General features: G+C 59.3%; 17 protein-coding genes and 1 tRNA gene. 10 read left to right on the forward strand and 8 right to left on the reverse strand.

Annotated features, from left to right (window positions below; translation table 11 throughout):
• Positions 1–15: 15 nt before the first annotated feature.
• The 4 genes from rbsC to BW958_RS09160 all read right to left on the reverse strand — a co-directional run bounded on the left by rbsC (position 16) and on the right by BW958_RS09160 (position 3,736).
• Positions 16–981 carry a ribose ABC transporter permease gene (gene rbsC / locus BW958_RS09145; RefSeq protein WP_076575435.1) on the reverse strand — a complete coding sequence of 322 codons (966 nt, stop codon included), beginning with the start codon at positions 979–981 and terminating at the stop codon, positions 16–18.
• Complete coding sequence (gene rbsA / locus BW958_RS09150) at positions 978–2,492, reverse strand: ribose ABC transporter ATP-binding protein RbsA (protein WP_076575436.1); 1,515 nt, start codon at positions 2,490–2,492, stop codon at positions 978–980. The genes rbsC and rbsA overlap by 4 nt, the downstream gene beginning before the upstream one ends.
• Positions 2,493–2,501: 9 nt before the next feature.
• Entirely contained in the window at positions 2,502–2,921 is a 420-nt protein-coding gene (gene rbsD / locus BW958_RS09155; protein WP_076575437.1) for a D-ribose pyranase, read from the reverse strand.
• 197 nt (positions 2,922–3,118) lie between these two features.
• Positions 3,119–3,736 carry a glutathione S-transferase family protein gene (locus BW958_RS09160; protein ID WP_076575438.1) on the reverse strand — a complete coding sequence of 206 codons (618 nt, stop codon included), beginning with the start codon at positions 3,734–3,736 and terminating at the stop codon, positions 3,119–3,121.
• Positions 3,737–3,916: 180 nt separating this feature from the next.
• Between BW958_RS09160 and BW958_RS09165 the strand changes: the two genes are divergently transcribed.
• A complete protein-coding gene (locus BW958_RS09165; RefSeq protein WP_076575439.1) occupies positions 3,917–4,678 on the forward strand; it encodes a hypothetical protein in 762 nt (253 codons plus the stop codon).
• A 61-nt stretch (positions 4,679–4,739) separates the two neighbouring features.
• Here BW958_RS09165 and BW958_RS09170 read toward each other — a convergent pair whose 3' ends face one another.
• The gene (locus BW958_RS09170; RefSeq protein ID WP_076575440.1) at positions 4,740–5,468 is read right to left on the reverse strand and encodes a TerC family protein; all 729 of its coding nucleotides are present in this window, start codon (positions 5,466–5,468) and stop codon (positions 4,740–4,742) included.
• Between the two features lie 111 nt (positions 5,469–5,579).
• Here BW958_RS09170 and BW958_RS09175 point away from each other — a divergent pair, with 111 nt between their 5' ends.
• From BW958_RS09175 to BW958_RS09195, 5 genes are all read left to right on the forward strand, one after another.
• A complete protein-coding gene (locus BW958_RS09175; protein WP_076575441.1) occupies positions 5,580–6,689 on the forward strand; it encodes an ATP-NAD kinase family protein in 1,110 nt (369 codons plus the stop codon).
• A 74-nt stretch (positions 6,690–6,763) separates the two neighbouring features.
• On the forward strand, positions 6,764–7,042 hold the full coding sequence (locus BW958_RS09180; RefSeq protein WP_076575568.1) for a YfcL family protein: 279 nt from the start codon (positions 6,764–6,766) through the stop codon (positions 7,040–7,042).
• A 91-nt stretch (positions 7,043–7,133) separates the two neighbouring features.
• Entirely contained in the window at positions 7,134–8,801 is a 1,668-nt protein-coding gene (locus tag BW958_RS09185) for an AMP-binding protein (protein ID WP_076575442.1), read from the forward strand.
• A 119-nt stretch (positions 8,802–8,920) separates the two neighbouring features.
• A complete protein-coding gene (locus BW958_RS09190; RefSeq protein ID WP_076575443.1) occupies positions 8,921–9,358 on the forward strand; it encodes an EamA family transporter in 438 nt (145 codons plus the stop codon).
• A gap of 214 nt (positions 9,359–9,572) precedes the next feature.
• Entirely contained in the window at positions 9,573–11,663 is a 2,091-nt protein-coding gene (locus BW958_RS09195; RefSeq protein WP_076575444.1) for a methyl-accepting chemotaxis protein, read from the forward strand.
• A gap of 71 nt (positions 11,664–11,734) precedes the next feature.
• Here BW958_RS09195 and BW958_RS09200 read toward each other — a convergent pair whose 3' ends face one another.
• Positions 11,735–13,420 (reverse strand): aspartate:alanine antiporter, encoded by a 1,686-nt coding sequence (locus BW958_RS09200; protein WP_076575445.1) that lies wholly within the window; start codon positions 13,418–13,420, stop codon positions 11,735–11,737.
• A gap of 166 nt (positions 13,421–13,586) precedes the next feature.
• Between BW958_RS09200 and BW958_RS09205 the strand changes: the two genes are divergently transcribed.
• Entirely contained in the window at positions 13,587–14,786 is a 1,200-nt protein-coding gene (locus BW958_RS09205) for a methyltransferase (protein ID WP_076575446.1), read from the forward strand.
• Positions 14,787–14,812: 26 nt separating this feature from the next.
• On the opposite strand, the gene smrB is transcribed toward BW958_RS09205, so the two are convergent.
• On the reverse strand, positions 14,813–15,337 hold the full coding sequence (smrB, locus tag BW958_RS09210; protein WP_076575447.1) for an endonuclease SmrB: 525 nt from the start codon (positions 15,335–15,337) through the stop codon (positions 14,813–14,815).
• A 64-nt stretch (positions 15,338–15,401) separates the two neighbouring features.
• Between smrB and prmB the strand changes: the two genes are divergently transcribed.
• The 3 genes from prmB to BW958_RS09225 all read left to right on the forward strand — a co-directional run bounded on the left by prmB (position 15,402) and on the right by BW958_RS09225 (position 19,015).
• Positions 15,402–16,337, forward strand: coding sequence for a 50S ribosomal protein L3 N(5)-glutamine methyltransferase (gene prmB, locus BW958_RS09215; protein WP_076575448.1), 936 nt, complete (start codon positions 15,402–15,404; stop codon positions 16,335–16,337).
• Between the two features lie 13 nt (positions 16,338–16,350).
• Positions 16,351–17,439 (forward strand): chorismate synthase, encoded by a 1,089-nt coding sequence (gene aroC, locus BW958_RS09220; protein ID WP_076575449.1) that lies wholly within the window; start codon positions 16,351–16,353, stop codon positions 17,437–17,439.
• 196 nt (positions 17,440–17,635) lie between these two features.
• On the forward strand, positions 17,636–19,015 hold the full coding sequence (locus BW958_RS09225; RefSeq protein WP_076575450.1) for a DEAD/DEAH box helicase: 1,380 nt from the start codon (positions 17,636–17,638) through the stop codon (positions 19,013–19,015).
• Positions 19,016–19,707: 692 nt separating this feature from the next.
• Here BW958_RS09225 and BW958_RS09230 read toward each other — a convergent pair.
• A tRNA-Asn gene (locus BW958_RS09230) sits at positions 19,708–19,783 on the reverse strand.
• Between the last annotated feature and the right edge of the window lie 110 nt (positions 19,784–19,893).

The following is a 19,893-nucleotide window of genomic DNA, read 5'->3' on the forward strand; positions in this document are numbered from 1 at the left end:
CGTTCCTTGTAGGTGTTACTTGCTTTTGTTATCGATCATCACGGCAAGCAAAATTACGCTGGCCTTGGCAATCATCTGGTAATACGAAGAGACGTCGAGCAGGTTCAGGGCATTGTTGAGGAAGCCGATGATAAGGGCACCGATCAGCGTTCCCATGATGCGACCCTTGCCGCCCATCAGGCTGGTACCACCGAGCACCACGGCGGCGATGGCATCGAGCTCATACCCCATGCCAGCGGTCGGCTGGGCCGAGGAGAGGCGTGAGGTGACAATCAGGCCGGCCAGGGCAGAGAGCATGCCGCACAGGCTGTAGACCGCAAACTTGACGCGGGCCACGTTGATGCCAGAGAGGGCGGTGGCTGATTCATTACCCCCCAGGGCGTAGATATAGCGGCCCAGACGGGTGTGGTTGAGCAGATACCAGGCGAACAGGAAGGTCAGCGCCATCAGCCAGATCGGCACCGGGATACCGAACAGATAGCCGGTACCGAGCCAAGCAAACTGGTCGGCGGCATCGTTAAAACCGGTCGAGATGGGGCGGCCATCGGTATAGACCATGGTAAAGCCGCGCAGGGCGGTCATGGTGACCAGGGTAGCGATAAAGGCCTGCACCTTGCCACGGGCGATGATAAGACCACTGACGCCGCCGAGCAGCGCACCGATCACCAGCGCAGCCGGTACGGCGATCAGCACCGGCACTTCTGCCGCGATCATGGTGGCGGCAAACGCGCCGCACAGGGCCAGCACCGCACCCACCGACAGATCAATGCCGGCGGTCAGGATCACCAGCGTCATGCCGACGGCGATGATGGCGTTGACCGAGGTTTGGCGCAGGATGTTCAGCAGGTTGCCTGCGGTAAAGAACTGGTTATTAAGGAGCGAGACCACGGCGATCAGCACCAGCAGGGCGATCAGGGATTTGTTATCAATCCACCAGCGTTTGCTCAGGAAGCCCTGACGGGCCACGGTTTGGGATGTCATGCCGGCACCTCTTGCCATTGTTTTCCTACTGCGGCAGCCATCAGGCGCTCCTGATTGGCTTCATTGCGATTCAATTCGGCGCTGATGCGACCTTCGTGCATCACCATGATGCGATCGCTCATGCCCAGCACCTCGGGCATTTCGGACGAGACGATGATGACGCTCAGTCCGCCTTTCTTGAATTCGTTGATAAGTTGGTAAATCTCTTTCTTGGCGCCCACATCGACACCCCGGGTTGGCTCATCGAGGATCAGCACCTTGGGACGGGTCAGCAGCCCTTTGGCAATCGCCACTTTCTGCTGGTTCCCCCCCGAGAGCAGGCGGATCGGCTGCTCGGCACTGGGAGTCTTGATGTTGAACAGGCGGATATAATCGCCAACGGCCTGACGCTCGGCCGCGCCGTCGATGTGAATACCACGCACAAATTCGCGCAGGGCGCACAGGGTCATGTTTTCCCGCACCGACAGGGGCAGTACCAGCCCGTCACCTTTGCGATCTTCCGAGATGTAGGCAATCCCGGCGGCCAGGCCGTCCGCGGCCGAACGATGGGCCAGCGGCTTACCACCCAGTTGCAGGGTGCCGGCGCTCGGGCGCACCGCACCATAGATGAGCTTCATCAGCTCGGTACGGCCAGAGCCCATCAGACCGCTAAAGCCGAGGATTTCCCCTTCATGCAGGGTAAAGCTGGCCTCTTTGACGCCGGGACCGCGGATATTGTTCACCTGCAGCGTCACGGCGCCGGGGGCGCGAGAGAGGTGCGGGTACTGTTCGTCTAAACGACGGCCGACCATCATCTCGATCAGGCGATCTTCATCCAGACTGCTGACCGGGCACTCGCCAATCCATTTGCCATCACGCAGGACGGTGACGTCATCACAGATCTCGAAAATCTCCTTGAGGCGGTGAGAGATATAGACAATCCCGCAACCTTGGGCACGCAGCTCGCGGATCACCACGAACAGCTGCTCGGTTTCGGTATCGGTCAGCGCATCGGTCGGCTCGTCCATGATGATGACGCTGGCATCGAACGACAGGGCCTTGGCAATTTCGACCATCTGCTGCTCGCCGATGGAGAGATCGCCAAGCCGGGTATCCGGGCCGTGGCGCACACCAAGGCGGGTGAGCAGATTGGCCGAGCGCTCACGCAGCTGTTTGTGGTCTATGCTGCCAAAGCGGGTACGTGGCTCGCGGCCAAGGAAAATGTTGGCGGCAATCGACAGCTCGGGCAGCAAGTTGAGCTCTTGGTGGATGATGCTGATCCCCTGATCCTGCGACTCGCGCGGACCACGGAATGCCACCGGCTGACCACGATAGGTAATGGTGCCGGCATCGGCCTGATAGATACCGGTCAGCACCTTCATCAGGGTCGATTTGCCCGCGCCGTTTTCACCGAGCAGGGCCATGACCCGGCCCGGATAGACACGAAGGCCCGCTTCATCCAGCGCCTTCACGCCGGGAAACTGTTTGGTAATCCCCGTCAGTTCAAGCAGGGGCGTGTGTTGCTGATTCATGACCGCACCTTAAAACGCCACGCCGGCACAGAGAATGAGGTTGGCGTAGGGGGTGGTTTCACCGCTGCGCACAATGGCGCGACTGTGCTGGCTTTGCGCCTTGAACTCAGTGTGGCTGACATAATCGACAGTGATCGGTTTGCCTTGCTCTTGTTCGTGGCGAGTGAGGCGCTCAAGCAGTGCCTGATGGCAGTCCGGGCTCACGGTCTTGATCTCTTGAGCGAGCACCACACGCTCGACCGTCAGCTCACTGAGCAGGGCGTCAAGGGTGGTGAGCAGGGTGGGGGTGCCGGGCATCAGGGCCAGATCGATACGCTCGGGGCCGTCCGGGATCGGCAGGCCGGCATCGCAGACCACGATCTCGTCAGTGTGGCCCACCCGGGCTATCAGGGCGCTTAACGGCGCATTCAGCAGCTTGCCTCGTTTCATACAACACCTCCGGCTCGGTCGCCTTCATGATTCTGGTTTACGCAACCGGTTGCGTAACCGGTTGCGTTGAAGGTTAGTAGAGGCGAGGAGCGCTAGCCAGAGGAATGTTTCAGGAGTGTGAATAAGATCGCAAAGGCAAGATAAAATGACGCTGCAGCAGAGTCAAAAGAAACGGGCCGCAGACGCGGCCCGATCCGTTACAGGGTCTGGGCGGCGGCCACCGAGGGGCGCTGCTGCATACGGGCGAAGTGTTCGGCGACGCGGGGAAACTCGGCGATATCTACGCCATCACTCTCCAGCCAACCGGCGACCACGAACAGGTAGATGTCGGCGACGCTAAAGCGCTCACCCAGCACCCAGGGGCCGGTGAGGTAGTGCTCTTCAATCTGGGCAAAGCCCTCACGCATGTTTTGTGGCACTTTTTGCTGCATTGCCTTGATGGCATCGGCATCGTCTGCCCAGCGGCTGGCGCGGGGGCGATGGGCATGGGACACATGCACGGTCGAGGCCAGGAAGCTGTTGACCTCCTGCATGCGCGCCAGCAGGAATGGATCATTGAGCGGTGCCAGGTGTGCCTCGGGAAAACGCTGGGCAACATAAAGCAGCAGCGCCGGCGTTTCGGTTAACACGCCGTGCTCGGTGACCAGTGCCGGTACTCGGCCCTTGGGGTTGATGGCCAGGTATTCGGGGGTGCGTTGCTCGCCCCCTGCCAGATTGACCTTGTGTACCTGATGGCCGGCATTGGCTTCCAGTAAGGCGATATGAACGGTCATGGCACAGGTGCCAGGGGTGGCATAGAGCATCAATTCGGACATGGAAACTCCTTGCAGACACGAAAAACAACCAGCGTACCGATGCGCCACGCTGGCGAAGGGAGTTTTATCCTATGCCCGGTCGCGGGCTTCGCCAAGGGGCGTCGGTGAAATCGGCGCAAAGGGCTGATCTCGAAACCAAACGGGCTATAATGCCTCGCCTGATGTTGGCATTTTGTCGTTATGGATAGTCAATTGAACAACAGATTTCGTGTCGGGGGCGATATTCAGCGCTCCCTGGAGAAGGCGTATCGCCTCGATCTCAAGAGTATTTTCAAAGAGGGTTGGACCCAGACCCGTGGCCATGGTTGGGGATTGCTGATCGCCATTGCCGGGGTATTGGCCTTCTGGCTGCTGTTGACCCAGGTGGTGTTGGCGCCGCATCTGATTGCCGATGATGATGTGTCGCTGACCCTGATCATGAGTCTGCTGGTCACGGTACTGATGTCACCGCTTAGCTCATCGCTCGACATGCTGGGGCTGCAGCAATCGATCGGGGTGCGCGCTCGCGCCACCCAGGTATTCGATTTCTTCCGCCATTTTGCCCGGCTTGGCTCACTGGCGCTGATTTCCAGCGTGGTCACCAGCGTATTTGGCCCGTTGTTTGCGCTGTTGCATCTGCCGGTGATGATGGCACTGATCCCCTCGGCGGTGGTGGGGATGGGGCTGATCTTTACTGTCCCGCTGGTGCTGGAGCGCGGCCTCACCCCGCTGCGCGCCGTGTTGGTCTCTTTGCGCCTGTTTGTTCATGGCTGGCCGTCGATTCTGCTGCTGCACGCCGTGATGGCCCTGTTGCTGATGCTGGCGCTCATTCCGTTTGGTCTGGGGCTGCTGTGGTTGGCGCCGCTTTATTACAACATCAAGGGCATTCTCTACCGGGATCTGTGCGGCATCGGTGTGGAGGTCAGTGAAAAACCGTCCCAGCCGGCGCACTTCACGGCGTAAGGCGTGACGACACAAAAGTAAACAGGGCGCCATGGGCGCCCTGTTTGATCATGACAGCGGATCAGGATTCGCTCTTGTCGAGGTGCCCACGCAGGCGGATGTTGATCATCTCGACCACCACCGAGAACGCCATGGCAAAATAGATGTAGCCCTTGGGAATGTGCAACTCGAACGCTTCGGCCATCAAGGCGAACCCGACCAGCACCAGGAAGGAGAGGGCCAGCATCTTGAGGGTCGGGTGACGGTCGACAAAATCCCCGATCGGCTTGGCGGCAAACATCATCACGCCCACGGCGATCACGATGGCCATCACCATGACCGGAACATGGTTCGCCATGCCCACGGCGGTGATCACCGAGTCGAGACTAAAGACGATATCGAGAATGGCAATCTGGATCAGGGTCGAGACAAAGCCTGCCACCTTGCTCACATCCGGCTCACCCTCTTCGGCGGCGCCTTCCATAGTCTGGTGAATTTCATGGGTGCTCTTGGCAATCAGGAACAGGCCACCGAGCAGCAGGATCAGGTCACGTCCGGAGATCGCCTCTTCAAAGATAGTGAACAGCGGTGTGGTCAGACGCATCACCCAGGCCAGCGACAACAGCAGCAGGATCCGGGTACCCATCGCCAGCCCCAGCCCCAGGATACGGGCACGCTGGCGCTGGGCAGGCGGCAAGCGTCCTACCAGGATGGAGATGAAAATGATGTTGTCGATACCAAGCACAATCTCAAGCAGTGTCAGGGTCGCCAGGGCTATCCAGGCCGAGGGATCCAGGATCCATTCAAACATGTTGTACACCTTGTCCAGATAAAACGGCGGCGATTGTAACGATAACTGTTGCCTTGTGCCATGTTGTTCAATGGTTAAAATGTTCCATTCGCACGAAAGGGAGGGGTGGCAATGTTTCGTCTGGGGCTCATCGTTAATCCAATCGCCGGTGTCGGCGGCAGCGTGGCATTGAAGGGATCGGATGACGTGGTCGACGAGGCGCTGCGCCGCGGCGCGGTTCCCCAAGCCGGTTTGCGGGCGCGCAGCGCGCTGGAGCCATTGGCTGGACTGTCGTTTGAGCTGCTGACGGTGGCCGGCGCCATGGGGGAATCGGTGGCACGCGAAGTGGGTCTGCCTTGTGAGCTGATCTGGCATCCCAAGGGGGAGATCACCACGGCGCAGGATACCCGTGATGCTGCCGTGGCCCTGTGCGCCGCAGGTGTTGATCTATTGCTGTTTGCCGGTGGCGATGGCACCGCTCGCGATATTTGCGCAGCGGTCGGTGAGCAGGTGCATGTGCTCGGTATTCCGGCGGGGTGCAAAATTCACTCCGGCGTATACGGGGTCACGCCGCAGGCCGCCGGACGGGTGGCGGCACGCATGATCAAGGGCGAGCTTCTCTCTTTGTGTGAGGGGGAGGTGATGGATATCGACGAAGAGGCGTTTCGTGCCGGTCGGGTGCGAGCCCGCCATTTTGGTGAGCTGATGGTGCCGCAAGACTTGCAGTATATTCAGTCGGTCAAGCAGGGTGGGCGTGAGTCAGAGGCGCTGGTGCTGGCCGACATTGCGGCTGAGGTGGTGTCACGCATGGAACCTGATACCCTCTATCTGATGGGGTCGGGCAGTACGGTGGCCGCCTGCATGGATGAGCTGGGTCTCGAAAACACGCTTCTGGGCGTGGATCTGGTGGAAAATGGCCGGCTGATCGGGCAGGATCTGCGCGCCCAGGAGATCCTTACCTGGATTGAGGGGCGCCCCTGTATGCTGGTCATTACCCCGATCGGCGGGCAGGGACATCTGTTTGGACGAGGCAACCAGCAGCTGAGCCCGGCGGTGATCCGAGCCATCGGGCCCGAGCGGATGCTGGTGCTGGCCACCAAGAGCAAGTTGGCCTCCCTTGAGGGGCGACCGCTTCGGGTGGATAGCGGTGATGCCGAGCTCGATCGCATGCTCGAAGGTGTGCGACGCATCATCACCGGCTGGCGCGATCAGGTCATCTATCCGGTGGCCAATCCGCAGTAGCTTCGGCCAAGGCACCATTATTATTGCTGTATATGCCGGTGATCCCGGCCAAGAGGCTGACCATGTCGATAACGATCTCGATTCAAGAGTATGAGCAACGCCTGCTGGGGCTGATTGACAGCCAAGTAGCAACCGCCAGTGAGGACGATCTGTTTGCCGGTGGCTATCTGCGCGGACACATCTCGCTGGCCGTCGCGCGGGCTGACATTGAGGGGCGTAATCTGGTTCGTGATGTGAAGAGTTACGTGCTGCGCAGTCTTAACGAAGCGATCTTGCAAGGTGAGCTCTCGGACGAGGATCAATCGCTGGTTATGGCCTTGTGGCGTCAGCTTCAGGAGCAAGCTGAGTCCTGAGTCACACTTCCAGCATTCTTTATAGAACGTCGTTTTATTGAGTTAATTGCTGGTTAATAATCGGGTGGCTGTCTGTTACAAGGAATCAACCATGGCTACCCATCCCCCCATTGCTCGTCATTTGCCGCTCGAGATGCTCTATCACTGGGAGCGTCACTGTCCGGATCGCATTTATCTTCGTCAGACCATCAATCGACAATATCAGGACTACAGCTGGGCGCGGGTAGCCGATGAGGCCCGTCGTATGGCCGCAGCCCTGCAGGGGTTGGGGCTGGTGGCGGGGGATCGGGTGGCGCTGTTGTCGAAAAACTGCGCCCAGTGGTTTATCGCCGATCTGGCGATGCAGATGGGGCGGTTTGTCAGTGTGCCCATCTATCCCACCGCCAACAGCGACACCATCGAATATGTGCTGCGCCACAGTGAAGCCAAGGCCGTGTTCGTCGGCAAGCTCGATGACTGGCATGGTCAGGAAGGGGGCGTCCCGGCCGATCTGCCGCGCATCGCCTTACCCTACGACACCATGCCGGCCCGCTATCAGTGGGATGAACTGATTGCCAACACCCAGCCGATTGCCGGCAGTCCGCTGCAGGCGCCTGATGAGCTGCTCAGTCTGGTTTACACCTCGGGCAGTACCGGCAAGCCCAAGGGCGCCATGCTCAGTGTCGAGCGTTACGCTTGGTCGTGCGAAAAGTTGGTTCAGCTGGTGGGACTGGCCGAGGATGACCGCGGCTTTTCCTACCTGCCGCTCGCCCACATCACCGAGCGCGTCTACATCTATGGTGGCAGTCTCTATGGCGGGGCCAGCGTCGCCTTTCCCGAATCGCTCGAGACCTTTATCGATGACGTGAAGCGCTGCCGTCCCACCGTGTTTATTTCGGTGCCGCGGCTGTGGGCGATGTTTCGCGCCAAAATCCACGAGAAATTACCGCAGCACAAACTCGATATCCTGCTCAAAATCCCGTTTGTCTCGTCGCTTATCAAGCGCAAATTGCGCGATGGCTTAGGGCTGGATCAAGCGCGAGTGCTCGGCTGCGGCTCGGCGCCGGTCGCGCCGGCTCTGCTCGAGTGGTATTACCGCATCGGCCTGAATATCACCGAAGCGTGGGGCATGACCGAAAACCACGCCTATTCCACCCTCAACTATCCGTTTCGTGCTGACAAGATTGGCTCGGTTGGCAAGGCCGGTCCCGGCGTGACGCTACGCATCTCGCCAGAAGGGGAGATCCTCTGCCGCTGTGACGGCATGATGCTGGGTTACTACAAAGACCCCGACAGCTCGGCCGCCACCCTCGATAGTGACGGCTGGCTACATACCGGCGACATGGGCAAGATCGACAGCGAAGGGTATCTCACTATTACCGGGCGCATGAAAGATGTCTTCAAGACCGCCAAGGGCAAGTATGTGGCGCCGGTACCCATCGAAGGGATGCTCGGCCAGGAGCCGCTGATTGAGCAGCTGTGTGTCATCGGCTATGGCATGCCCCAGCCGCTGGCGCTGGTGCAACTGGTGGAAAGTGCCATGCAAGGTGACCGTGACAGCATCGAGCGTCAGTTGGAAGCGGCCCGGGTGGCGGTCAACGAGAAACTGGAGGCGCATGCCAAGCTGCGCGGTATCTATGTGGTCAAGCAGCCGTGGAATATCGAGAATGGGGTGCTGACACCGACCATGAAGATTCGCCGTCACCTGCTCGAGCAGCGTTACGCCGAACTGGGCAACCAGTGGCCGCAAGGGAAAAGCGTGGTGTGGGAAGAGGCGTGACACCATCACCGTCGAAGTCAAAGGGAGCCTGGCTCCCTTTTGTCATTGTGGGGTGCGTTGACACGCCAGCGGGCGGCGCGTAGCGTGCAGCCATTCCTATTCTCATGTCTGGTGTGTTCATGTCACTACTGTTACCAAGCTGGGTGCTCTGGGCCCTGCTCTCTGCGGTGTTCGCTGCGCTGACTGCCATCTTGGCCAAGGTGGGGATCCAGGGGATGGATTCGGATCTGGCAACGCTGATCCGCACCTTGGTGATTGTGGCGGTGCTCTCGGTGTTTGTGGTAATGACCGGTAAATGGAGCAATCCGGCCAACCTGCCCGCCAAGTCCTGGCTGTTTCTGATCCTCTCCGGGCTGGCTACGGGTGCCTCCTGGGTCTGCTATTTTCGTGCGTTAAAAGTGGGTCAAGCCTATCAGGTGGCACCCATTGACAAGCTCAGCGTGGTGCTGGTGGTGGTGTTTGCTGCACTGTTTCTCGGAGAGCGTCCGGTGCCTAAAGATTGGCTGGCGATTGCCATGATTGCCGGTGGAGTCTTGCTCTTGGCGATCCGCCGTTAACAGGGAAAACAGGCCTCTTTTGAGGACATGTTTCTGCTGTTGATTCAGTGCTGCGCCCCAAAAGTGATCGAATGCTGCATTATGGTGCGTTTTGTGGGTTTTAATCCTTTTTAATCATAATGTTATAGCCTTATTGTCCGCAATAAACGCTGGCCTTTGCGGCCTTGCCTTTCTTATTATCGAGTTCTTCCCAGTGACATTCATGGATGGACTCATGCGTAAGCTGACTTTGCAATGGAAAATTGCCCTGTTAGCGGGTAGTTGTTTGCTGCTCGCCATGGCGACTCTGACCGGGTTCGCGCTCTATGACATACGCCATAGCAACCAGATGGCAGTGACTCAGATAAGCGATGAACTCAAACACAATGCCGAGCAGCAGCTCACCAGGCAGGCTGCGCTGCAATCTTCCCAGCTCAGTGACTACCTTTCCGAGGTGTTTGTGCGCGGCGGTGCAGCCGCCCAGGCGCAATTGTTCCAAAAATCCTTTGCCGAAACCAACCTGCTCAGTAGCGAACTGCTGCGCGGTGCCATCATTCATACCTTGCGCTCGACGCTGGAAAGCTCTCCCAGCTTGTTAGGCGGCTTTGCGGTCTATCTGCCCAATGCGCTCGATAATGCCGACAGCAACTACGCCGATGCCAGCTATCTGGGCTCTAACGATTCAGGGCGTGTGGCGTTTTACTGGCGCAAAGTGGGAGATAGACTGTCACGGCGCAGCCTGGATGAGGCCGAGTTGGTCGGACCGAAGGCCAACCCGGATTATTTGTGCGCCCTCGAGCGCAAGGCCGTCTGCCTGCAAGAGCCGGTGGTGAATAAAGGCCAGCTGATGACCACCCTGTCCCTGCCGGTGGTAGAGAAAAATGCGGTGATTGGTGAGGTGGGGTTGACCGTCGATCTTGGTGCGACCCAAGCCATGATGGAGCAGGTCGATAAAGCGCTCTACGACGGTCAGGGCGACGTGGTACTGCTTAGCGCCAAGGGTAATGTGCTGGCCGGCACAGCGGCCTCAATGCAGGTGGGGCAGCCTCTGACTGAATTGGCTGGCAAGCTGGCCTCACTGCAGCAAGCCGGCAAGCCGCAGCTGAGCTGGCAACAAGACGCTCTCGAGCTGTTCTTGCCGATCACGGTGCACGGCAGTGCCGCGCCGTGGGCCATGTTTATCCGGGTACCGGCCAGCGCCGTGCTGGCGCGTGCCACTGAGCTCGAAGCTCAGCTCGCGGGCAATCTGGCCGGGACCTTGACCGAGTTGGTGCTGCTCTCCCTTGGCATCACGTTGCTCGGTCTGGTGCTGTTTGCCCTGCTGGCGCGTCATATTGCCCATCCGCTGGCCGGGGTCGCTGAGCGTCTGCGCGATATTGCCCAGGGTGAGGGGGACTTGACCCAGCGTCTGCCGGTTGAGCGCCACGATGAGTTGGGCCAGCTGGCGCACTGGTTCAATGCCTTTCAGGAGAAGATCCACGGCACGGTGCGAGTGTTGGTCAGCGGGGTGGGGACCAGCCGCGAGGCCACCCGCGAGGCCGTCTCGCTTTCGCTTAGCAGTCAGCAATCCCTGAATAGCCAGTTTCGCGAACTCGATATGGTCGCGTCGGCCATCGAGCAGATGCATCAGACCTCTCGTGAGGTGGATGTGCACGCCAATCAGGTGGTCAGCGCGGCGGAGCATGCCGAGCTGGCCGCCCAGCAGGGCAAGGCGGTGGTTGAAGAGACCCGTCACGCCATGGAGAGCCTGATGGAGACCATTAGCGTGACCCGTCCCCGGGTGGATGCGCTGGCGGGCAACAGTGAGAACATCAGCCAGATCCTTGAGGTGATCACGTCCATTGCCGAGCAGACCAACCTGCTGGCTCTTAACGCAGCCATTGAAGCGGCGCGTGCTGGCGAGCAGGGGCGCGGTTTTGCGGTGGTGGCCGATGAAGTGCGCAATCTGGCGCGCCGTACCCAGGATTCGGTGGTGGAGATCCGCCAGGTGATTGGCGACTTGCAATCGGGCACCCGACTGGTGGTCAACGGGATTTTAGACAGTCATGAGCAGGCCAGCGTCACTCAGCAGCATGCCCGTCAGGCGGTGGCGCATATTGAGGAGATCACCCGCTCCATCGGCACCATCTTGCAGATGAGCAGTCAGATTGAAAGCGCCATCAGCGAGCAGGGCAAGGTGAGCGGTGAGATCAGCGAGAACATCAACAATGTGCGTAAAGCCAGTGAACAGGTGATTGCCCAGTCGAGCAGCACCGACACCATGCTCAGCCGGTTGGCGGGGCTCGCCGATGAGCAGCAATCGCTGGTCGCCCAGTTCAGGGTATAAACAGCCAGCGAGTCTCTATGTCTGATATAACAACGGCCGCATCCGCGGCCGTTGTTATTGCCAGGTGATGATCAGAACCAGAAACCGATGATCATCGAGCCGGCCAGCGTGAGCAGTACGTTGGCTACCGCATAGGTACCGGCGTAGCCGAGCGCCGGAATCGAGCTGTTGGCGGCCTCATTGACCAGGTCCATGGCTGGCGCGCAGGTGCGGGCGCCGGTAATGGCTCCGAGCAGCAGCGCCGGGTTCATCTTGAGCACCCAGACACCAAACAGATAACCGATCACCACCGGCAGCGCCGTCACCACCATGCCGGAGAAGAGCACGATGACCCCTACTTCACTCAAGTGATCGAGAATGCCGCTGCCGGCTTTTAGCCCGGTGCTGACCATAAACACCGCCAGACCCAGATCTTTAGCAAGCCGCAGGGCGCCGGGCGGGACATACCCCACCGTCGGGTGGTTGGCGCGTAGATAGCCCATCAGGATACCGGCAATGAGCAGCCCCACCGCATTGCCAATGCCAAACTCAATCTGGCCAAACACCAGCGAGACCGAGCCAATCAGCAGACCCATGACGAAGAAGGTGCAAAACGCCACCAGATCACTGGTCTGGCTGTGGATGCTGATAAAGCCGATCTTGCTGGCCAGTTGTGCCACCCGCTGCTTTTCGCCGCTAATCTGCAGCACATCACCTTTTTGCAGCATGATGTTGCGATCAAAGGGCATCTCGATCTGCGAGCGCACGATGCGGTTGAGAAAGCAGCCCTTTTCGGTGAGGTTAAGCTCAGCCAGATGGCGCCCGACCACCGCGTCGTTTTTGACCACGATCTCTTCGGTGACGATCTGCAGATCAAGCAGATCACGGTCAAATACTTCCTTGCCGTTACGGTAGTTCACGTCGAGCTTTTCGTGGCTGGAGGGGTAACCGACCAGCGCAATCTCATCGCCTTCCTGAATGATGGCATCGCCATCCGGACTAGCCAGAATGCCGTTACGGCGCAAGCGCTCCACATAGCAGCCGGTGTGCGGGTGAATGCCGGTTTCACGCAAGGTGCGCCCGCCGATCCAGGCCGCCAGCTCGGGGCCAACCCGATAGGCCCGGATGATGGGCAGGTAGGTCTTGCGGTTTTCACTCTCGGAAAGCCCCCGCTCACGGGCAATCTTTTGCGCTTCGTTAGAGAGATCGAGGCGGGCGAGGGAGGGAAGATAGCGCACTACCAGCATCAGGCCGACCAGCCCGACCAGATAGGTCAGGGCATAACCGATACCCATGTTATCGAGCACTGAACGCATGTCGGTCTGGTGTGGCAGGTTTAGCAGCCCGCTGCGCAGTGCATCCTGGGCACCGACCAGTGCCGGTGTCGAGGTGAGTGAGCCGGCCAAAATCCCGGCGGCCATGCCAGGCCCCAGATTGAAAAACTTGGCCAATCCGACGGTCAGCAGCAACGCCGAGAGCAGGATCACCAGCGTGAGCGTGATGTAGTGAATACCGTCGCGCAGGAAAATGCTGAAAAAGTGCGGGCCGGCTTCAATGCCCACGCAGAAGATAAACAGCATAAATCCGACGTTTTCGGTCGAGTTGGAGAACTGAAACCCCATCTGACCAAACAGCAGGGCGGTGAACAACACGCCGATGGTATTACCAATCTGGAAGGTGCCGATGCGCACCTTGCCCAGCAGCAGGCCGAAGGCGAGCACCACAAACAAAAGCAGGGAGTCGCTTTGGTGGAGCAGGGTCACAAAATCGATGGTCATGCCCAAAAGGACCGAGATAGTTGCAAAGGGGCCACATTATGCCCTGAACCCTGTTAACAAAGAAGGTAAAGGGGGTCGCAAACCCGACAAAAAACGGCAGATCGGAGGAGGCGATGCTGCGGCAAACCGCTAGAATGTCGCAACCTGACCCGGCGAGGCCACTGTATTGATTCCTTCCTCTTTTTCTGAGCGCTTTGCACGCCTCGATGCGTTATTAACCGCCACCCGCCAGTGGTGGCAAAACCAGCCTTATCATCACACCGATTTTTGCTTTGCGGCGCACTCTCCAGCACTGGTCGAGGCGCTGCTTGGCCTCTCGGATGAACAGGTGTTGGCGCTCGAAGAGCGCGGCAATGAATTGGTGGCGTTTTTGTCACCCTGGATAGTGGAGGGAAGCGAGTTACAGCAGCTCGCTGCGTTGCCGCAATGGGTGGCAGATGCTGTGACCGTGGACCCGTTTATGGCGCGTGACACGCCGGGTCGCAAGTGGGAGCAGATCCTGGCCTTTACCGGCGTGTTACCGGCTCATCAGGGCCCATGGCTGGAGTGGTGCGCCGGGAAAGGGCACTTGGGACGGGTGGTTTCATTAACGCGCAAGGCACGAGTGACCAGTCTGGAGTGGCAAGCGATGTTGTGCTCCGAGGGCACTCATCTGGCGCAGCGCGATGGAGCCCAGCAGCAGTTTGTCCACGGGGACGCCTTCTCGGCGGAAGCCGCCGCGCTGGTGCATCCCGAACATCACGCTCTGGCCCTGCACGCTTGCGGTGAGTTGCACATGACCTTGATGCGCCATGTTGCCGCGCGTGGCGCTCGCGGCGTGACCCTCTCGCCCTGTTGCTATCACCTGATAAGCAGCGACACCTATCAACCCATGAGCCAGCAGGCGCGCCGTAGCGCGCTGCGCCTTGGCAAGGGGGATCTGCGTTTGCCGCTGCAAGAGACCGTCACAGCCGGAGCCCGGGTGCGCCGCTTGCGTCAGCAGGAGGTGAGCTGGCGGCTAGCATTTGACAGCTTGCAGCGTGAAGTGCGCGGCATCAACAGTTATCTGGCGGTGCCGAACATCCAAAAGAGTCTGCTCAGTGGCAGTTTCGAGGCGTTCTGCCGCTGGGCAGCGGATGCGCGTGGCATCACCTTGCCCGCACAGATCGACGCCGAGTACTGGTTGGCGCAAGGCGCCCGGCGGGCGCGCATTGTGCTGCGCACCGAGCTGGTACGCCAGCTGTTTCGTCGGCCGCTGGAGCTATGGCTGGTGCTGGATCGCGCCTGTTATCTGCAAGAGCAGGGCTATCGGGTCGCGTTGGGGGAATTTTGTGCCCGGCCGCTAACGCCCCGCAACATCGTGATCCGCGCCGAGCGCCCGGTGTGATCGGGCGCTGTGAGTGCGCAGCCGCATTACTCCTTGATATCGAGCAGCACCAGCAGGGCGCTGTCGCCGCCCCATTCCCGAGGGGCTTGATGAAAGGCGCGGACATGGGGGTGCTGGGCCAGCCAGGCGGGGATGCGCTGTTTGAGAATATGCTTGCCGATGCCGTGCATCACGCAGGCCACGTGCAGGTTTTGCCGCTCGCAGGCCGAGAGTAGCGCCGAGAGCTCGGATTTGGCCTGATTTTGGCTCATGCCATGCAAATCGAGCAGGATCTCGGGCGGATAGTCGCCACGGCGCAGCTTTTTCAGCTCGAAATGGGAGACGTCGCTGCGCACATAACGCATCGGTCCATCACTTTCCAGATGAGGCTGAAATTCGTCGCTGAAATGGTGCTCCAGCCCAAGGTTTTCGCGCTCAAGGCGCAACTGCCGTTTCTGCTTGACCGGTCTGTAGTCGGCACTTATGGTATCTTGCCTGATTTGACGGGTGCCCTTGACCGCTTCGCGAAATAGCTGGCGATCATCGTCGGCCAGAGGTGGTACTTTTTTCATTGGCAACTCGTCGTACTGCATTATCAAGAAACTGGGCCGGATATTACTCGACTTGGAGGTGGTTTTGGACAAGATCTTTATCGACGAGGTGGTTGCCGAGATGCACACCATCCAGGACATGTTGCGCTGGGCCATGAGCCGCTTCAATGATGCGGGCCTCTTTTATGGTCACGGCACCGACAATGCCTGGGATGAAGCCGTGCAACTGGTGCTGCCCGCCCTGCATCTGCCACCGGATGTCGACCCGGCCATGCGTGAATCCCGCCTGACCACCAGTGAACGTCATAAAGTAGCGGAGCTCATCATTCGCCGGGTGCAAGAGCGAATTCCTGCGCCGTATCTCACCAACAAGGCCTGGTATGCCGGGTGGGAGTTCTTCGTCGATGAGCGGGTGTTGATCCCGCGCTCGCCGATAGCCGAGATGATTGCCAACCGCTTTGCGCCGTTCCTGAAAGAGGAGCCGACCCGTATCATGGACCTGTGCACCGGATCGGGCTGCATTGCTATCGTCATGGCCCATGAGTTCCCGGACGCCGAGGTCGATGCCATCGATATCAGCATCGATGCCTTGAACGTGGCCGAGCGCAACATCGCTGATCACGGGCTCGAGCAGCAGGTGATCCCGATCCGCTCTGACGTGTTTCGCGATCTGCCGGCGGGCGACAAATACGACCTGATTGTCTCCAATCCGCCTTATGTGGATGCAGAAGACATGTCGGATCTGCCCGATGAGTTCCGGCATGAGCCCGAGCTGGCACTGGCGTCCGGCTCGGATGGCCTCAAGCTCACCAAACGCATTCTGGCCAGCGCCGCCGATTTCCTGCACGAGCACGGGGTGTTGGTGGTGGAAGTGGGCAACAGCATGATCCATCTCGAGGCACAGTTCCCCGAGATCCCCTTTACCTGGGTGGAGTTCGAGAACGGTGGTCACGGCGTGTTCGTGATGACCCGCGACGAGCTCATCAAGTACCAGGAACATTTCGCACTCTACAAGAATTGATAGCAGGAACATCATGGCAGGGAACAGTTTTGGCCAACTCTTTCGGGTAACTACCTTTGGCGAAAGCCACGGCTTGGCGCTGGGCGCTGTGGTCGATGGCTGCCCGCCGGGGCTTGAGATCAGCGAAGCCGATCTGCAGCACGATCTGGATCGCCGCAAACCTGGCACCTCGCGCTATACCACGCCGCGGCGCGAGCCGGATGAGGTGAAGATCCTCTCCGGGGTGTTTGAGGGGAAAACCACCGGCACCTCGATTGGGCTCTTGATTGAAAACACCGATCAGCGCTCCAAGGATTACTCGGACATCAAGGATTTGTTCCGTCCGGGGCATGCTGACTACACCTATCACCAGAAGTACGGCCTGCGCGATTATCGTGGCGGCGGCCGCTCTTCGGCCCGTGAAACCGCGATGCGGGTTGCGGCAGGGGCGATTGCCAAGAAGTATCTCAAGGCGGTGCACGGCATCGAGATCTATGGCTATCTCTCACAGCTTGGGCCTATCAAGGCCGAGCAGGTGGAGCGCGATCAGATTGAGCAAAACCCGTTCTTCTTCCCCGACAGCAGCAAGCTCGAAGCGCTCGATGCCTTTATGCGGGATCTGAAGAAAGAGGGTGACAGCATCGGTGCCAAGGTGCAGGTGGTGGCGCTGAACGTACCAGTCGGGCTTGGTGAGCCGGTGTTTGACCGCCTTGATGCCGATATCGCGCATGCCATGATGGGCATCAACGCGGTGAAAGGGGTCGAGATCGGTGACGGCTTTGCCGTGGTTGAGCAGAAGGGCTCACAGCATCGTGATGAGCTGACGCCGCAAGGCTTTGCCAGTAACCACGCTGGCGGCATTCTGGGTGGCATTGCGTCGGGGCAGGAGATCGTCGTGAGCATGGCGCTCAAGCCCACCTCCAGCATTACGGTGCCCGGTCATACCATCACCACCCGTGGTGAGGCCACCGAGATGATCACCCGTGGTCGTCACGACCCGTGTGTCGGCATTCGCGCTGTGCCTATTGCCGAGGCGATGTTGGCGCTGGTGCTGATGGATCACCTGCTGCGCCATCGCGCCCAGAACCTGGGTGTGCACACCGGCACGCCTCAGCTTCGTTAAGCGCCTATCAAACGGGCCTGCGGGCCCGTTTGCGATCTGACTCACATTTTTCTCGTCTTGTTAGCACAAAGCCGTTACACTGCGCCCCTCTTTCGCGCCCTTTTGCTCTGCACCCTGGGCCATCCTTATTCCCCCTGATCCGGCAGGTCGAGCCAGGCAGAGAAGCCGACCAGCGCCGCGTCATCAAAGGAACTTCATGCAATTTGATTCCCTGGGCCTCAGCGCTCCGCTGCTGCGGGCTGTGGCCGATCAAGGCTATACCACTCCCTCTCCGATCCAGCAGCAGGCCATTCCGGTCGTGTTGCAAGGCCGCGACCTGATGGCCGCTGCTCAGACCGGTACTGGTAAGACCGCCGGTTTTACGCTGCCGATGCTGCAGCGTCTGACACAGAGTAATCGCCGTGTCTCCCCCAACCAGGTTCGTGCCCTGGTGCTGGCACCGACCCGCGAGCTGGCTGCTCAGGTGGGTGAGAGCGTCCGTGAATACGGCAAATATCTGCCGGTTAAGAGCCACGTTGTCTTTGGTGGCGTCAGTATTAATCCCCAGATGATGGCCATGCGCCGTGGTCTGGATGTGCTGGTGGCCTGCCCGGGTCGTCTGCTCGATCTCTACAATCAGAAGGCCGTGCGCTTTGATGAGCTGGAGATCCTGGTGCTGGACGAAGCGGATCGCATGCTCGATATGGGCTTTATCCGCGACATCCGCAAAATTCTGGCTCTGCTGCCGAAAAAGCGGCAGAACCTGTTGTTCTCCGCCACCTTCGCCGACGAGATCCGCGAACTGGCGACCGGTCTGCTGCACGAGCCGGCCGTGGTCGAAGTGACCCCGCGTAACAGCACCGCCGAGCGTATCGAGCAGCTGGTGCACCCGGTCGACAAGGGCAACAAGATCCCGCTGCTGACTCATCTGGTCAAAGCCAACGATTGGCGTCAGGTGCTGGTGTTTACCCGTACCAAGCACATTGCCAACCGTGTCGCCGAGAAGCTGGAAAAAGAGGGCGTCACTGCGGCGGCCATCCACGGCAACAAGAGCCAGGGTGCGCGTACCCGTGCGCTGGCCGGTTTTAAAGATGGCTCCCTGCGGGTGCTGGTGGCGACAGATATCGCGGCCCGTGGTCTCGACATCGACAAGCTGCCGCAGGTCGTTAACTACGAGCTGCCTAACGTGGCAGAAGACTATGTGCACCGCATTGGCCGTACCGGTCGTGCGGGGGCGGCGGGTCACGCCATCTCGCTGGTGAGCGCCGATGAAGGCAAGCTTATCAAGGGCATCGAGCGCCTCATCAAGCAGACCATCGACAAGCAAGCGGTCGCCGGTTTTGAGCCGTCCCGTGAAACCCTGGATGCTATCGCCAAGGGCATTGGTCAGCCGCCGCGTAAAGAGCCTCGCGATCCCCATGAGCAGCGTCAGCCACGCCGTGCTGCATCCGGTAACAAACCGGCTGCGGCAGGTGGTCGCAGTGAGGGTACTGCACCGCGTCAGGGCCAGGGGCGTCCTGCTCAGGGTGGCAATGGTCAGGCACGTGCGCCGCGCGCTCGCCGTCCGGCTGAAGGGCGTCGCCGTCAGGGCGAATAAGCCTGCTCTTACGTTCACTGCCAAGGCCACCTCATCAGGTGGCCTTTTTGTTTGTGTCGTTTGCGCTGGTCAGCCTGATGGACGGGGTAGTACAAAGTAGCTTTTTCACCTGAACCTATCTGCCTTGTCAGCATAAATCCCACGCGCAAGAGTGGGGTGAGCGCAGTTGGATAAAGGCTTTATTTTGTGCGGTCAAATCTTCACCTGGCAGGATGAACGCTCGTTTTATTTGGTGATTATTTGCTCAGCTTATCCACTGCTTGGACGTTGACTCAGCCACAAGGCCGATGGCTAGGTTGTTTTGTCATAATGTGACGGGGGTACCACTTGTTGCAGGTTAGAAGAAAATCGTTTTTTGCGGCGCAAAATGCGAAAAGTATGGGAACTGCGCCCAATGCCCGTGCTGGCAGGGCTGGCGGCAGTTACCCACAGAAACTGTGGATAACCCTGTTTATGAAAATTGCAAAAGCGCGCCAAGGCCGCATGGATACTGGCTTGCAGCCGTTGTAGAAAAAATGACGGACAGCAAAAGTTGCATTTAAAAACAATGAGTTAATAGCAACAGAAGAAAATTCTGTGGGGCGGAAACGGGAGATCGCAGGCCCCATTTCTGGATCCTGGCAGGATGTGCATTATTTTGCTGGAGACGGTGCACTGAAGTGGATAAGTTGCACCAGAGTAGTGAGCGAAATTGGCTCCCCCGACAGGACTTGAACCTGTGACATACGGATTAACAGTCCGCCGTTCTACCGACTGAACTACGGGGGAACATCGGCAGGGACGAGAATTCTATAGAGGTCGCACTGGTCGGTCAAGGGTTTTACCGACATAGGCAGATGAAGTTGGACGGAGTACACTGCGCTGTCCTGTTGTGCTAC

This window comes from Aeromonas sp. RU39B (assembly GCF_900156095.1).
GTDB lineage: Bacteria > Pseudomonadota > Gammaproteobacteria > Enterobacterales > Aeromonadaceae > Aeromonas.